The organism is Roseovarius sp. MBR-6 (assembly GCF_040547525.1).
In the GTDB taxonomy this organism is placed as follows: Bacteria; Pseudomonadota; Alphaproteobacteria; order Rhodobacterales; family Rhodobacteraceae; genus Roseovarius.
The window spans coordinates 1-14,802 of the sequence record NZ_JBEPPW010000012.1; the positions used below are offsets into that span (position 1 = coordinate 1).

A 14,802-nucleotide genomic window follows, 5' to 3' on the forward strand; every position below is an offset into this window, starting at 1 on the left:
TCAATTCGCTATCATGTTCGACGAACGCTTCAACGCGTGACCGTAACTGAAACCCGCATGGCCCGGACCAGTTACACAGAGTTCATGACACTCCCGCAGGGGCTTATTCCTGGTCTGTGACGTCCCCCGACAGTCGGACATCCGGTGTTGCCTTGGCGCTGTCGATATAGCCGCGATAGACGACCTCGGCATATCTGCCATCCATGATGATCGGGTTCGACTGAACAAAACCCGATACCTCGGTCACCGTGCGCCGGTTGCGCCGTTCGCGGCCCTGCGTGACGATAAGGGGTTGCGTGTCGCCAAACGAGGCCACCGCCTCCAGCCGCGCGCGGCTTATGCCCTGGCTTGTCAGGAAATTGACCACCGCCTGCGCCCGCCGCATCCCGAGCGCCTTGTTGTAGGCAGACGTTCCCACCGCGTCGGTATGGCCATAGACGCGGAAGCGCACCTCCGGGAACTGCCTGATCCAGCGGGCCTGTTCGCGCAGCGTATCGCGCGCACCGGCGTCCAGAGCGGCGGAATCGAAGGCAAAATTCACGGTGCTCATGACCTCGTTGGAAAATCTGTTGGCAAGGTCGAATACATAGCTGCGCTCGCCGGTCATCACGAGGTGATTGCTCATCGTCGCCTGGCCGAACGTGCCGTTATCGGCCAGCCCGCCCACTTCTCCGAAATAGGAGCGGTAGACTTCGCCGTCGGGTGCTGTGCAGGCCACCGCGGCAATCAGACCGGTAATCGCGAGATAATGTTTCATGAGGCAACCCCGCTCATTCCATCACGTAGCCGTAGGACCCCGTGAAATCCTGTTTTGCAACTTCGCCGGCGGCCCCTCTGGTCGGAGCACCCTTGGCGACGCGCCCCCTGAGGAAGAGATCGGCCTCGGAGGGCAGGCGCACGCGATCGGTGGGCAGCACCAGCGCCTCGCCCCGCGTCGGCGAGACAAGATGCGCCGAAACGATGATCACCAACTCGCTCTGGTCGCGCTGGAAATCGGCGCTGCGGAAGAGCGCGCCCAGAACCGGAATGTCACCCAGCCAAGGCACCTGCGAGGCGTTGTCGCGGAAATCGTCCTGCAAGAGCCCCGCGATGGCAAAGCTCTCGCCGTCGCGCATCGCCACCGTGGTCGAGGTGTCGCGGCGCCGGAAGCCGGGCAGCGTCAGGCCGTTGGTGACAATGGAATTCGCGGGATCGACCGAGGATACGGCCGCCACCAGTTCGAGATTGATGATGCCGTCATCCACAACGCGCGGCACGAATTTCAATTCGACGCCGAATCTCTTGAACTCGACGGTGAGCGTGTCGGTATCCTGCGCCACCGGGATCGGGAATTCGCCTCCCGCAAGGAAGGACGCCTCCTGCCCCGACAGCGCGGTCAGGTTCGGCTCGGCCAGCGTGCGCACGACGCCCTTGGTCTCGAGCGCCTCGAGGAGGATGCCGATTTCGGTCGCGCCTATGTCAAACCCGATGAAGGCGGTGCCGGCGGCGGTCTGGCCGCCGACCGTGCCAGGGACAACGGTCTGGGGGCCGATACCGCTGCCAATTGGTCCTGTCCCGGGTCGCGAGCCGACGCCACCGATTTGGTTGACGGTTTGCCCATTTCGGTTTGACAGGGCACCAAAGGATAAGGATGTCGAAAGCGCCTTGGACACGCTGCGCTGCATCTCGGCAAAGCGGACCTTGAGCATGACCTGCTGCTTGCCCGAGACCGACATGAGGTTCGAGACACGTTCAGGCGCGTAGCGTTCGGCCAGATCGAGCGCGCGTTGCAGCCGCGCCGGGCTGGACACGGTGCCCGACAGCACGATGCCGTCATTGGCGGTGCGCACCTCGATGCTTTCTCCGGGAAGGATCTGGCGCAGCCGTTCCTTGAACTCGGCCACATCGGTGCTCACATGCACGTCGATATTGGTGATAAGTTGCCCGGTGCCGTCGAAAAGCGTCAGCGTGGTGCGCCCCGGCGTCTTGCCCAGCACATAGATCGTGCGGTCCGAGAGCGTCGAGAAATCGGCGATGGCCGGGTTTGCGATGCTCAGTTCGGCGAAGGGCACATCGCTTTCAACCACGATGGCGCGGTTCATCGACACGCTCAGATTGCTTGCTGCACCGTTTTGCAGGACGCGCACGGTTTCAGCCTGCGCTGCCATCGGCGCGGTCATCGCATTGACAACACATGCAGCAAAAGCCGCCGTGATAAATCTTTTCAGGATCATGTGACCTGCCTCTCCGATCACGCCTCATTTGCCGGATCTTTTGTCCGATTTGATTTGATCATGCGCGAATTTTCTGAATCTTGCAAGGAATCAATATGTTTTGAACTTCAGATGACGACTGATGCCGTGAATATGGGGCGCAATAGCCACAAAGGCCGCCCGGTCGGGCGGCCTGATGCTTGCTGTTTCGGGTGATCAATTGGTGCAGGGGATCGGCGTCACGATCACCTCTGCGCCGCGCCGGGTGCGGATGGCACAGGTTTCTTCCTTCACCTCCGGGGCGGCCTCGACCCGCGCCTGAAGTCCCAGAAGGCGCGATTGATCGACCTCGATCACCTCTGCGATGCTTTCATCCATGGCCCCGACGAGCGAGAGCGCAAGCCGCCCGGTCGCCTGCGCCTGCGCAAGGGCGGCAACCTGTTGCGGTGTGGCTGCGACGGTGACGGTGCGGGCGACGCGCGTTTCGGACCGGTCCACATCGGCGCTCTGGTCGATAGCGACAAGCTGCATCTGGGATTCGATCAGCTTGGTGACATCGCCGGTGGAATCCCCCTCGGTGCGCAGGTTCTGGCCCTGAATGCGACCGGTCCAGTAGACATCCACCGAGTCGCCCGGTCGCAGAAAGCCCGAAACCCCGCTGGCCGCGTCCACCTGGATGGCAAAGGCGCGCATGCCGGGGGCGAGGCCGGTTGAAATGCCGGCCGGTTCCCCCGGCTTGGTCACTTTCGTCTCGAGAATGATCTCGTTCGCGCTCATGCCGCGCAGAACCTCGCGCGCACCAAGGCCGGTCACGGGGGTGAGAGACTCGATCTTGTCAAAATACCCGTTGGGAATAGACGCTTTGGGAAAGGGAACGAGGCGGATATCCGCTTGCGCGATCTTTTCACCGTATTTCATGTCCCGTGCCGCGACCACCACATCGACCGTTTCGATCTGCGGCCCGCGCTGTTGACGCTCGAGCGCCAGTTCCTGCTGATATTGATCGATGTAGTTTTTCGCCATGTAGGTGGCAAAGCCGGCAAGGCCGATACCGGCGATCAGGACCAGTCCGAATATCAGGCGCATGGTTTACCCTTCCATATCGTTGATGCGTTCCAGTGGACAACAACCCACGGGATCAGCAGTGTTTGTGCAGGCAGATCGTGGCAAAAGAATGGAGGTTTTCGGGAACCTGGATGGAAAGAGGCCGAACACGAAACCGGCGCGTCCTGTGCGCGCAGATCCTCAGGTCCGGCCTCCTCGCTCTGATGTCCGGGCGCGTCAGTCGTAGAACTGTGTTCCGACATCGGACACACGTTCGGAAACGCTCGTGACGTCGCCGAGAATGGCCGTCACGACACTCAGAGAGATAAGCGCGACAAGGGCCGTCAAGACGACGAAATCAACCGTCACTGCGCCCGAGTCCTGCTTCCATAGCCGCAGCAGCCGATTGCGGATGATAAGAAGCTTCATGTCTGTGCCCGTCCGTTAGCACGTGTCGTTACAACACATGACTGTTTGGGGCCCGTTAAATGTGCCTCGTGACGTCGTATGGAGTCATGCAAATTTTACACATTTTCCTGGCCGTTAGCCAAAAGGCCGCGAACCCGGAGGTTCGCGGCCCGTTGATCACGCGGTCAGCCGAACTGATCAGCCGCCGGCCGGCGCGGGGGCCGAGGTCGCTTCGCGGGTGTCGATCTCGGTGCCGATCTTGCTGGCAAGACCGTCCATGCTGCTGCCGACAACCGTCACGGCGCCGATGCCGAGTGCCACCACGGCGGCGGTCAGCACAACCCAGTCAACCGTGACTGCGCCGTCTTCGTCTTTCAGGAAGTTCTGGAAAAAGTTGGTCATTGTTTGGTCCCTCCAAAGGATCAGTGGTTCAGGTTTCACATCCACCCCGGTTCTGGACCCAACGTTTTTATGGCCCGTTGCCGTCGTGGTGTGACCCTATATGGCCCCTGAATTCGGGCGGGATTTGGGCGGCTTTGAAGCGATTTCCGCGTCTTGGATAATTTTATGGAGTATTTTGTCAACCATATGAAAATAAACAAAAGAAAACAGCGATGTTTTTGAAAATACAGCTTTTACGGGAAGAATTTGGTAAAAATTCTGTCCGCGAACCGGGGCAAAAAGCGACAGTTCTGGCCTTTTGCGGCGATTGTCGGCATAGTGTCGCAAAACATCCAGAGGCCGAGCGGTGCCCGTCAAGAGAATCTTCATGGTTTTGGGTCTTGCTGCGACTCAGGCCCTTTTCACACCTGCGCGCGCGGGCGATCCGCCGCCCTTTCCCGAATTCACCTTCAAGCGCGAGACGGCCCCGAAACCCGGGGAACGCCGCCCGCTGGTGCAGATCGACCCGCAGGCGGTCTGGCCGCCGCCGCGCCGCCCCGCCGAAGACTCGGCCCCCGACCCCGATGCGGCCCCAAGCGGGGTGGTCTCTCGCCATGGCTGGTTCTGGGAGGACGTGCCCGCAGGCCTTGACGCGTCCGGTCCCGAGCGGCTTCGCGCCGCGATGGCGCGGCTCTCTCAACCGCCCGCAGGGGCGGCAGGCGTGGCCGCCCCCCGGCTGGAGGCGATACAGGCCCTGCTACGCGCCCATGGTGCCGAAATCCTGCGCGCCACCATCGGCACGCGCGTCTCGCCCGCGCTCGTGCTGGCGGTGATCGCGGTGGAATCCTCGGGGCGCGAGGCGGCGGTGAGCCATGCGGGCGCGCAGGGCCTCATGCAGCTCATGCCCGACACCGCCCTGCGGTTCGGCGTGCGTGACGTGTTCGCACCCGCCGAGAACATCCGTGGCGGCGCGGCCTATCTCGACTGGCTGATCGGAGAGTTCGGCGGCGATGTGATTCTGGCGCTCGCGGGCTACAATGCGGGCGAAAACGCGGTTCACAGGAATGACGGCGTGCCGCCCTATGCCGAGACCCGCGATTATATCCCCAAGGTTCTGGCCGCCTTCGAGGTGGCGCGCGCGCTCTGCAAGACGCGGCCCGAACTCCTGACCGATGCCTGTGCGTTTGATCTGGCGATGAATTAGGACCGGGCGCGACCCGCCCGGCCCCTCACATCGGTTGACGATGGTCTCAGTTGACGATGGTCGCCTCGGTCGCGGCGCGCAGCTCGTCCTCGGTCACGCCCTCGGCGGTCTCGACGATCTTCAGCCCGCCCTCGACCACATCGAGCACGCCGAGATTGGTGATGATGCGATTGACCACCCCCTTGCCGGTCAGCGGCAGCGTGCAGTCGCGCAGCACTTTGGACTCGCCGTGCTTGTTGGTGTGATCCATCACCACCACCACGCGGCGCACGCCCGCCACCAGATCCATCGCGCCGCCCATGCCCTTGACGAGCTTGCCGGGGATCATCCAGTTGGCCAGATCCCCGTTCTCGGCCACTTCCATCGCGCCCAGGATCGCCATGGCGATCTTGCCGCCCCGGATCATGCCGAACGAGGTGGCGCTGTCGAAATAGGCGGTGTGGGGCAGTTCGGTGATGGTCTGCTTGCCGGCGTTGATGAGGTCAGGGTCTTCGTCACCCTCAAGCGGGAAGGGCCCCATGCCGAGCATCCCGTTTTCCGATTGCAGCGTCACCGTCACCCCCTCGGGGATGTAGTTCGACACCAGCGTCGGAATCCCGATGCCGAGATTGACATAGGTGCCGTCCTCAAGCTCCTGCGCGGCGCGTGCCGCCATCTGATTGCGATCCCAAGCCATTATGCTGCCCTCACCGTGCGTTGTTCGATGCGTTTCTCATGCGTGCCCTGAACAAGGCGGTGCACATAGATGCCCGGCAGGTGAATGCAATCGGGGTCGAGTGTGCCCGGCTCCACGATCTCTTCCACCTCCATCACGCAGATGCGCCCGCACATGGCCGCCGGCGGGTTGAAGTTGCGCGCGGTCTTGCGGAAGATGGCGTTGCCGGTGGTGTCGGCCTTCCACGCCTTGACGATCGAGAGGTCAGCGAAGATGCCGCTTTCCATGATATAGGTCTCGGGTTGGCCGTCCGCGCCGGTGGGAAAGTCCTTGTGCTCCTTGCCCTCGGCGATGACCGTGCCGACGCCGGTCTTGGTGTAGAAACCGGGAATGCCCGCGCCGCCCGCGCGCATCCGCTCGGCCAGGGTGCCTTGCGGATTGAATTCAAGCTCCAACTCGCCGCTCAGGTATTGGCGCATGAATTCCGCGTTCTCCCCCACATAGGAGGAGATCATCTTGCTGACCTGCCGGGTCTGAAGCAGGATGCCGATGCCGAAATCGTCGACGCCCGCATTGTTGCTGGCGAAGGTGAGATTTTTCACGCCCGCGTCGCGGATCGCCGCGAGCAGGAGTTCGGGGATACCGCAGAGGCCGAACCCGCCTGCGGCAATCAGCATGTCGTCGCGCAAGAGCCCGTCGAGCGCCTCCGCTGCCGAACCGTAAACCTTGGACATTGCAAAACTCCCTTTGAAGCCTGTCGGGCCCGGTATGATCATGGCGACGGCGCGAGTCAACGCAAGGCGCGCCCGCATCGACACGGTTTACGGATTACTACGTAAGGGGCCTCAAGCCGCGCGGCTCAGACGGCCTTCTTGCGCGTGGCGGGCTTGGCCGCCGCCTTCTTCGCGGCGGGCTTTTTTGCGGCAGGTTTCTTCGCGGCAGCCGTTTTCGGGGCGGCCTTCTTCTTGCCGCCCTTCGCCGCCTTGGCCGTGATCAGTTCCAGCGCCGCCTCCAGCGTCATCGCGTCGGGGGGAGTGTCCTTGGGCAGGGTCGCGTTGACCTTGCCCCATTTGACATAAGGACCATACCGCCCCTCGAACACCTGAACCGGACCACCGTCGGGATGTTCGCCCAGATCGCGCAAGGATTTCGCCGCCGCGCGCCCGCGCCCGCCGGGATTGGCGCGCTTTTCGGCCAGAAGCTCCACCGCGCGGTTCATGCCGATTTCGAACACGTCGGCTGGGTCCCGGAGGTTGGCGTAAACGGGTTTCGCCTCGTCGGGCAACTGGTGCATGAGGTAGGGGCCGAAGCGGCCGAAATTCGCCTTGATCGCGCCGCCCTCGGGATGCGCGCCCACCTCGCGCGGCAGGCTCAGGAGCGTCAGCGCCTTTTCCAGCGTCATGTCCTCGGCTTTCCACCCCTTGGGCAGGCTGGCGCGCTCAGGCTTCTTGTTTTCCTCGGTGGCCTCTCCGCGCTGCACGTAAGGGCCAAAGCGCCCCGAACGGAGCGAGATTTCGTTGCCATTCTCATCCTCGCCAAGGATCCGGTCGCCGTTTTCGGCCGCATCGCCGCCGATGGGGCGCGTATAGCGGCAGTCGGGGTAATTGCCGCAGCCGACAAAACCGCCCGAACGCGAGGTCTTGAGATGCAACTGCCCCGTTCCACAAAGCGGGCATTGGCGCGGATCGCCGCCATCCTCGCGGGGGGGATAGAGCGTGGGGGCAAGCGCTGCGTCGAGCACGTCGAGCACCTCGGTGATGCGCAACTCGGATGTCTCGGCGATGGCCGCCGAGAAATCGCGCCAGAAGCGCGAGAGGATATCCTTGTAATCCGCCTCGCCCGCGCTGACGCGGTCGAGATCCTCTTCCAGATTGGCGGTGAATTCGTAGCCCACGTATTTGCGGAAGAAGTTGATCAGGAAGACGGTGACGATCCGCCCCTTGTCCTCGGGGTAGAGGCGGTTCTGTTCCTTGCGGACATATTCGCGGTCCTGAATCGTGCCCAGCACGCTGGCATAGGTCGAGGGGCGGCCGATGCCCAGCTCTTCCATCTTCTTGACCAGCGTCGCCTCGGTGTAGCGCGGCGGGGCTTGGGTGAAATGCTGGAGCCCCAGCACGGCCTCGTTTTGCGAGAGCATCGCGGCGGGGCTGTCCTTGCCGTCCTGTGCCTTGGCGAACTCCGCGCGCAGCGAGGATTTGGCGAAGGCCGCCTTGTCGCCCTGCATGATCTGCGGCAGGCGGCGGTCTTCCTCGTCGGTCACGTCGTCGCGCCCTTCCTCGTAGACCTTGAGGAACCCGTCAAAGAGCATCACCTGCCCGGTGGCGCGCAGGCCAACCTGTCCGTCCGCGCTGCCGATATCGACGGTGGTGCGCTCCAGCCGCGCAGCCTCCATCTGGCAGGCAAGGGTGCGTTTCCAGATCAGGTCATAAAGGCGGCGCTGGTCGGTGTCGGTGAGCCTCAGCTTGGCCGCGTCGCGGGTCATGTCGGTGGGCCGGATGCACTCATGCGCTTCCTGCGCGTTCTTGGCCTTGTTTTTATACATGCGGGGCGATTTCGGCAGATACGCCTCGCCAAAGCGGTCGCGGATCGCGTCGCGGGCGGCCATCACCGCCTCTGGGGCCATGTCGATGCCGTCGGTGCGCATGTAGGTGATGTGCCCGGCCTCGTAGAGGCGTTGCGCGGCGCTCATGCATTGTTTGGCGCCCATGCCGAACTTGCGGCTGGCCTCCTGTTGCAGGGTCGATGTCATGAACGGGGCGGAGGGATTGCGGCTGGCCGGTTTCGCCTCGACGCCCGTCACCGAGAGCGCGCGCGCGGCCACGGCCTGCACCGCCAGTTCGGCCTGTGTCGCGTTTTCCAGATCGTATTTGTCGAGTTTCTTTCCCGCAAGCGTGACCAGCCGCGCCTCGAACTCCTGTCCGCGCGGCGTGGCCAGAGCCGCCTTGACGGACCAGTATTCGCGGGCGGTGAACGCCTCGATCTCCATCTCGCGCTCGACGATGAGACGCAGGCACACGGATTGCACCCGCCCCGCCGAGCGCGCGCCGGGCAGCTTGCGCCAGAGCACGGGGCTGAGGTTGAAGCCCACGAGGTAATCGAGCGCCCGGCGCGCCAGATAGGCCTCGACCAGCGGCGCATCGACCTGACGGGGGTTTTTCATTGCCTCGGTAACGGCGGCCTTGGTGATGGCGTTGAAGACGACGCGGCTGACGGGCGTGTCCTTGTTGATCGCCTTGCGCTTGCGCAGCGTTTCCTCGAGGTGCCAGCTGATCGCCTCGCCCTCGCGGTCGGGGTCGGTGGCGAGGATGAGGGCGTTGTCATCCTTGAGCGCGTCGGCGATGGCCTTGACATGCTTGCGGCTGTCGGCACCCACCTCCCATGTCATGTCAAAGCCGTTCTCGGGATCGACCGAGCCATCCTTGGCAGGCAGGTCGCGCACATGGCCATAGCTTGCCAGAACCGTGTAGCCGTCGCCCAGATACTTGTTGATGGTCTTTGCTTTGGCGGGCGATTCGACAACGACGACGGGCATGGACACTCCTTCCGGCTTTGCGGGCCGCTTATGGCGGCGCACCATGTGGGCTGGCAAGGGGAATTGTCAATGAAGGCCCGCGATCAGGCGCTGAGCGAGACAAGGCCACCGGGATGGCGCGTGATGCGCCCGTCAAGCTCGAGCGCGACGAGCGCGGGGGCCACGGCCTGCGCGGGACTGGCCAGATCGCGGATCAGTTGATCCTCGGCCAGCGGTGAGGGGCCAAGGCGGGCGAGTATCTCGGTATGCAGCGCGGCGGTCTCGCGCAGGGGGCGCGGGGGCGGCGCAGGGTCGGGCAGGGGGATCTCGGCCTGAACGGGGGCCTCGTCGCGCGGCAGGGCCTCGATCACGTCGACGGCGCTGCGCACCAATACGGCCCCGTCGCGGATCAGCATGTTGCAGCCGCTGGCGCGCGCGTCGAACGGGTGGCCCGGCACGGCCATCACCTCGCGCCCTTGATCGAGCGCCGTGCGCGCGGTGATGAGCGAGCCGGATTTCGCCGCGGCCTCGACCACGATGACGGCGCGCGCGAGGCCGCTGATCAATCGGTTGCGCGTGGGAAAGTGCCGCGCCTGCGGCACAAGGCCCATGGGCTGTTCCGACAGGCGCAGCCCGTTGCGCAGGATATCCTGCGACAGCCGCGTGTTTTCCGCCGGGTAGATCACATCGACCCCGCCCGCCATGACGGCGAGCGTGCCCGCTTTGACGCTGGCCAGATGCGCGGCGGTGTCGATCCCGCGCGCAAGGCCGGAGACCACGACAAAGCCCTGCTCCGAGAGGTCCGCCGCCAGCGATTTTGCCATGCGCATCCCGAGAGAGGAGGCGTTGCGCGCACCGACAAGGGCGATCATGGGACGGCTGAGCGTGGCGATGTCGCCCATCACCCAAAGAACGGGGGGCGCGTCGGGCAGGTCGCGCAGCGCCGCCGGATAGGCAGGGTCGGGACAGGCAAGAAGGCGCGCACCGGCCTTTTGCGCGGCGCGCAATTCGGCGATGGCCACGCCCTCGGGGCAGGGGGCGTAATCGGTCACACCGGCGGCGCGGGCAACCTCCGGCAGGGCATCGAGCGCCGCCGCCACGCTGCCGTGTTCGGACAAAAGCCGGTGAAATGTCACCGGACCAACCCGGCGCGAGCGCAAGAGACGAAGCCACGAGACCCGCTCATCTTCCGTGGTGGGTGGGAGTGGGGGGTGAGTGGAAGGATGTGTGACCTTGGGCATCCCGTGACCTCGCCTGCTTGCAGGATCATGGATACCGCCGGAAGGGTTAACGGGCGGTAAACCGAAACCGGGTGGACCGCAGATTTTTCGCGGACTTCCGGTAAGGTAATGAAAATACGCTTGAATTATTATTGTATTGGCGGCTTTCGGTCGCGGTCAGGCAGGTGCCGCGTTTGCTTCCTCGGCGCACCCGCGAAACCTTGCTCCGATTCGAACGTATCGGGCGACGCTCAGGGTCCAGAGCGTCGCCCGACACGGGTCTCCAGGTTGGCTATGGGACTCAGACGATGTCGAACACCGTGTCGAGCCCGTCGAGCGTTGTCAGGCCCGTCAGCGTGATGCTGGTGCCTCCGCCGAAATCGAGCACGGCATTGCCTCCCACAATCGACCCGAAGGCGGTGACCACGGCGGCCCCGTCCGCAGCCCCCCCAAGAAGGTCGCTGGACAATTCGATCCGGTCACCCGCGCCGATGTTGAAGAACTCGAACACGTCCGCCCCGTCGCCTGCGCCGAACACGAAGACATCCGCGCCGGGACCGCCCCAGACCGTGTCATTGCCCGCGCCGCCCTCAAGACGGTCATTGCCCGCGCCGCCAAAGATCAGGTCGTCGCCGTCGCCGCCCAGAACCGTGTCGTTGCCATCGCCCGCGAAAACCGTGTCGTTTCCGGCCCCGCCGTCGACCGAGTCGGCCCCGATGTCGCCGCCGATCTGATCCGCGCCGTCGCCGCCGAGCATGGTGTCGTTGCCAGCACCGCCCCAGAGCTCGTCGTCGCCCGCGCCGCCGTCGAGGAAATCGGCACCGTCAAAGCCGCCGATTGTGTCGTTGCCTTCCCCGCCCGAGAGCGAGTCGTTGCCGAGCCCGCCCCAAAGCTCGTCGGCGCCGTCGCCGCCGTCGATGCTGTCGTTGCCGTTGCTGCCGCTCAGCGTGTCGTTGCCCGCGCCACCATCAATCTGATCGTTGCCCGCGCCGCCCCAGACCTCGTCATTCCCACCGCCAGCATTTATCTGGTCATCGCCGTTGCCGCCGCCGATCTGGTCGTCGCCAAGACCGCCCCAGATGGTGTCATTGTCGTCGCCGCCAAAGATTGTGTCATCGCCGTCACCCGCAAAGATCAGATCAAGGCCCGCGCCACCACCGATATTGTCGTTGCCGGCATCCCCGACAATCGTGTCGTTGCCGTCGCCGCCAAAGAGATCCTCCCAGCCGATGCCGCCGATCAGGCTGTCATCGCCCGCGCCGCCGAAGAGGCCGTTGGGCCCGGTCCCGCCGATGAGCGTGTCATTGCCGGTGCCGCCAAAGAGATCGTCGGCCCCGTCGCCACCCTCGATCAGGTCGTCGCCGCCAAGACCGTTGATGAAATCATCGCCCGCCGTGCCGATGAGCGTGTCATCGCCTTCGGTCGGCCCGCCGGTATCGACGGTGATGCCGGCCACCTGCGCGGCTGTGAGGCCTGCGAAGGTGATCGAGTTGCCGCCGCCGAAATCGACCACCGCGCCCGCGTCCGTGTCGGTCGCATTGGCCATCGCCGCCTGAAGCGCGAGGAAGGAGCTTCCGGCGATGCGCAGCACAAGGCTTTCATTGTCGGCGTCGAAATCGCCGATGGTGTCGTTGCCGCCCACGTGGATGAAGGTGTCGGTGCCGCCGCGGCCGTCGAGGCGGTTGTCGTTGGTGTCGCCCGCCAGCGTGTCGGCGCTGTTGGAGCCGCGCAGCCATTCGATATTGCTGACCGTGTCGGTGAAGGCGTTGCCATCCCAGGTGCCGGTGACCGTGCCCGCCGCGAGATCGGCATTGATGCCGCTCACGCCCGCGCGGTCATAGCGCATCCGGTCGAACCCGTCGCCACCGTCGATCGTGTCATTGCCGCCGCGCGAGATGAAGCTCTCATCCGCCGCGCTGCCGATGATCAGATCGTCATTGTCGGTGCCGCGCACCTCCCAGATGCTGTTGGTGCCGGTGATCGTCTCGGCATTGCCGAAGCCGTCATCGGCGATCACGCCGGTGGCGAGGTTCACCTGCGCCCCGCCGGTCGCGCCGGTGAACGCGAAATCGAGCCGCACGAAACCTTCGCCATTGATCTCGTAGCTGTCCGCGCCGTCGCCGCCGCGAACCTGCATCCACTGGTTTGCACCGGGAGAGAGATTGAACACGTCGTCGCCCGCCGTGCCGATCACACCCAGCCCGCCATTGCCAAAGCCCGCGAAAAGTGGCTGCTCCACCCCGATCAGCGTGTCGGTGCCGTTCGCGCCCTTGTCCACCGTGCCGGTATTGGCCGCCCCGTCGATGGTCACGGCGATGCCACTGCCCAGCGAGTTGTAGCCAAGCGTCACGAAGCCGTCGACGCCGTCATTGCCCGACATGTCGATCGTGTCATTACCCGCGGAGCCGACCACGAAATCGCCGTTCGGCGTGGCGTTGCCGGTGATGATCAGGTCATCCCCCGCCGTGCCCTCGAGGAAATCATCGCCATCCGTGCCGTTGATCACACTCGGACCCGGATCGGAAATGTCGAGCGTGGCCTGGATCGACTGTATCTGTTCTTCATTCAGCCCGTTGAAGCCGATGTTCTGCGCCTCGCCGAAGGTCACGAAATACTGCCCCTCGAAGAACAGCACGTCCTGCATCGCCGCATCGACATCGGCCTGCGTCAGGCCTGCGATGTCGATGACCAGCGAATCCACACCGACCGTGAAATCACTGATCGAGTCGAAGCCGCCCCGGAACACGAAAGTATTGGCCCCCGATCCGCCGACGAAGGTGTCATTGCCCAGCCCGCCCACAAGGGTGTCGTCGCCGTTGCGCCCTTCCATGCGGATGCCGCTGTCGTTGGCCATGATCACGTCATTGCCGTTCGAGCCGCGCAGCCATTCGATATTGCTGACCGTGTCGGCGAAGGCGTTGCCGTCCCACACGCCGGTGACCGTGCCCGCCGCGAGATCGGCATTGATGCCGCTCACACCAAAGCGGTCATAGCGCAGCCGGTCGAACCCGTCGCCGCCGTCGATCGTGTCATTGCCGCCGCGCGAGATGAAGCTTTCATTCGCGTCGCTACCGATAAGCACATCGGCATTGTCGGTGCCGCGCACCTCCCAGATGTTGTTGGTGCCGGTGATCGTCTCGGCATTGCCGGAGCCGTCATCGGCGATCACACCGGTGGCAAGGTTCACCTGCGCCCCGACGGTCGCGCCGGTGAAGGCGAAATCAAGCCGCACGAAACCTTCGCCATTGATCTCGTAGCTGTCGGTGCCCGCGCCGCCGCGCACACTGATCCACTGCCCCGCGTCGGGTGCAACGGTGAAGCTGTTCGCGCCCGAAAGAGAGCCGAGAATGCTGAGCCCGCCATTGTTTGCACCCGCCTCCAGCGGCTGTCTTACGTCCAGAAGCGTGTCGGTGCCGTCCGCGCCCTTGTCGACGCTGCCGGTATTGGCCGCCCCGTCGATGGTCGCATCAAGCGGACCGTTCAGCCCACGATAGTCGAGCACGACAAATGCATTGAGGCCGTCATTGCCCGACATGTCGATCGTGTCATTGCCCGCGGAGCCGACCACGAGATCGCCGTTCGGGGTCGCGTTGCCGGTGGTGATCAGGTCATCCCCCGCCGTGCCGACAAGCACGTCATCGCCATCCGTGCCTTCGATGGGGTTCACGTCGCCACCGGTGATTTCGCCGCCGAGACTGGTGATGGGGATGTTGACGCCCGGGGCAAAGGCACCCGATGCGACACCGACATTCGTGATGGAATCGTCGAGCGCGTTGAATCCCTCGACGGTCGTCGGCAGGGTCAGGGGATCGCCGCCGATCTGGAAAATCGCGTCAACGCCCTGAACCGGGTCGAAAAAGGCAAGCAGGACATGGGTTCCCTCGGGGGTCTGGATGAAGCCGAGCGAGGTTTCGATATCGTCATTGTTAAGCACATCGAAACCGTTCACCGTGGCACTGAGCGGCTCGGTGCCCCCGATATCGACAAGGGGAAGGTCGTCTGGCTCGGTGCCCGGCAGGAGCGTGTAGTTGAGCACCGCACCGGCATTCGGGAATTGAACGGTGAACGTGGCCGTTCCAACCGATGATGTCGTGTCGTTAACGTCGTCGAATACAACGAAAATGCCGGTGAGGGTCAGGGTTGTCATGGGGTATTCCTTATCAGTTTTGAGTAATGTTGGACCCACC

At 64.1% G+C, this 14,802-nt stretch carries 12 protein-coding genes; 1 reads left to right on the plus strand and 11 read right to left on the minus strand.

Features of this window, described 5'->3' with window-relative positions:
• Positions 1 to 103: 103 nt before the first annotated feature.
• From ABIE57_RS14170 to ABIE57_RS14195, 6 genes are all read right to left on the minus strand, one after another.
• On the minus strand, positions 104 to 757 hold the full coding sequence (locus tag ABIE57_RS14170) for an OmpA family protein (protein ID WP_354539684.1): 654 nt from the start codon (positions 755 to 757) through the stop codon (positions 104 to 106).
• 13 nt (positions 758 to 770) lie between these two features.
• The gene (locus ABIE57_RS14175) at positions 771 to 2,213 is read right to left on the minus strand and encodes a type II and III secretion system protein family protein (RefSeq protein WP_354539685.1); all 1,443 of its coding nucleotides are present in this window, start codon (positions 2,211 to 2,213) and stop codon (positions 771 to 773) included.
• Positions 2,214 to 2,408: 195 nt separating this feature from the next.
• Positions 2,409 to 3,278, minus strand: coding sequence for a Flp pilus assembly protein CpaB (gene cpaB, locus ABIE57_RS14180; RefSeq protein ID WP_354539686.1), 870 nt, complete (start codon positions 3,276 to 3,278; stop codon positions 2,409 to 2,411).
• A 195-nt stretch (positions 3,279 to 3,473) separates the two neighbouring features.
• Positions 3,474 to 3,665 (minus strand): Flp family type IVb pilin, encoded by a 192-nt coding sequence (locus tag ABIE57_RS14185; RefSeq protein WP_354539687.1) that lies wholly within the window; start codon positions 3,663 to 3,665, stop codon positions 3,474 to 3,476.
• A 177-nt stretch (positions 3,666 to 3,842) separates the two neighbouring features.
• Positions 3,843 to 4,046 (minus strand): Flp family type IVb pilin, encoded by a 204-nt coding sequence (locus tag ABIE57_RS14190; protein ID WP_354539688.1) that lies wholly within the window; start codon positions 4,044 to 4,046, stop codon positions 3,843 to 3,845.
• Between the two features lie 96 nt (positions 4,047 to 4,142).
• Positions 4,143 to 4,415, minus strand: a complete 273-nt coding sequence (locus ABIE57_RS14195) for a hypothetical protein (RefSeq protein WP_354539689.1) — start codon at positions 4,413 to 4,415, stop codon at positions 4,143 to 4,145.
• Here ABIE57_RS14195 and ABIE57_RS14200 point away from each other — a divergent pair.
• On the plus strand, positions 4,414 to 5,229 hold the full coding sequence (locus ABIE57_RS14200) for a lytic transglycosylase domain-containing protein (protein WP_354539690.1): 816 nt from the start codon (positions 4,414 to 4,416) through the stop codon (positions 5,227 to 5,229). The two genes, ABIE57_RS14195 and ABIE57_RS14200, sit on opposite strands and share 2 nt — an antisense overlap.
• 46 nt (positions 5,230 to 5,275) lie before the next feature.
• Here the strand turns inward: ABIE57_RS14200 and ABIE57_RS14205 are convergent, their stop codons facing one another.
• From ABIE57_RS14205 to ABIE57_RS14225, 5 genes are all read right to left on the minus strand, one after another.
• The gene (locus ABIE57_RS14205) at positions 5,276 to 5,905 is read right to left on the minus strand and encodes a 3-oxoacid CoA-transferase subunit B (RefSeq protein WP_354539691.1); all 630 of its coding nucleotides are present in this window, start codon (positions 5,903 to 5,905) and stop codon (positions 5,276 to 5,278) included.
• Positions 5,905 to 6,618 (minus strand): CoA transferase subunit A, encoded by a 714-nt coding sequence (locus ABIE57_RS14210; protein WP_354539692.1) that lies wholly within the window; start codon positions 6,616 to 6,618, stop codon positions 5,905 to 5,907. The genes ABIE57_RS14205 and ABIE57_RS14210 overlap by 1 nt, the downstream gene beginning before the upstream one ends.
• A 125-nt stretch (positions 6,619 to 6,743) precedes the next feature.
• Positions 6,744 to 9,416, minus strand: a complete 2,673-nt coding sequence (gene topA, locus ABIE57_RS14215; protein ID WP_354539693.1) for a type I DNA topoisomerase — start codon at positions 9,414 to 9,416, stop codon at positions 6,744 to 6,746.
• 83 nt (positions 9,417 to 9,499) lie between these two features.
• Positions 9,500 to 10,636: a DNA-processing protein DprA gene (gene dprA / locus ABIE57_RS14220; protein ID WP_354539694.1), complete on the minus strand. Its 1,137-nt coding sequence runs from the start codon at positions 10,634 to 10,636 to the stop codon at positions 9,500 to 9,502.
• Between the two features lie 280 nt (positions 10,637 to 10,916).
• A complete protein-coding gene (locus tag ABIE57_RS14225; protein WP_354539695.1) occupies positions 10,917 to 14,762 on the minus strand; it encodes a hypothetical protein in 3,846 nt (1,281 codons plus the stop codon).
• Between the last annotated feature and the right edge of the window lie 40 nt (positions 14,763 to 14,802).

Coding starts and splice junctions, on each gene's coding strand:
- ABIE57_RS14170 (WP_354539684.1), bottom strand. CDS start 757: ATGAAACATTATCTCGCGATTACCGGTCTGATTGCCGCGGTGGCCTGC.
- ABIE57_RS14175 (WP_354539685.1), bottom strand. CDS start 2,213: ATGATCCTGAAAAGATTTATCACGGCGGCTTTTGCTGCATGTGTTGTC.
- cpaB (WP_354539686.1), bottom strand. CDS start 3,278: ATGCGCCTGATATTCGGACTGGTCCTGATCGCCGGTATCGGCCTTGCC.
- ABIE57_RS14185 (WP_354539687.1), bottom strand. CDS start 3,665: ATGAAGCTTCTTATCATCCGCAATCGGCTGCTGCGGCTATGGAAGCAG.
- ABIE57_RS14190 (WP_354539688.1), bottom strand. CDS start 4,046: ATGACCAACTTTTTCCAGAACTTCCTGAAAGACGAAGACGGCGCAGTC.
- ABIE57_RS14200 (WP_354539690.1), top strand. CDS start 4,414: ATGGTTTTGGGTCTTGCTGCGACTCAGGCCCTTTTCACACCTGCGCGC.
- ABIE57_RS14195 (WP_354539689.1), bottom strand. CDS start 4,415: ATGAAGATTCTCTTGACGGGCACCGCTCGGCCTCTGGATGTTTTGCGA.
- ABIE57_RS14205 (WP_354539691.1), bottom strand. CDS start 5,905: ATGGCTTGGGATCGCAATCAGATGGCGGCACGCGCCGCGCAGGAGCTT.
- ABIE57_RS14210 (WP_354539692.1), bottom strand. CDS start 6,618: ATGTCCAAGGTTTACGGTTCGGCAGCGGAGGCGCTCGACGGGCTCTTG.
- topA (WP_354539693.1), bottom strand. CDS start 9,416: ATGCCCGTCGTCGTTGTCGAATCGCCCGCCAAAGCAAAGACCATCAAC.
- dprA (WP_354539694.1), bottom strand. CDS start 10,636: ATGCCCAAGGTCACACATCCTTCCACTCACCCCCCACTCCCACCCACC.
- ABIE57_RS14225 (WP_354539695.1), bottom strand. CDS start 14,762: ATGACAACCCTGACCCTCACCGGCATTTTCGTTGTATTCGACGACGTT.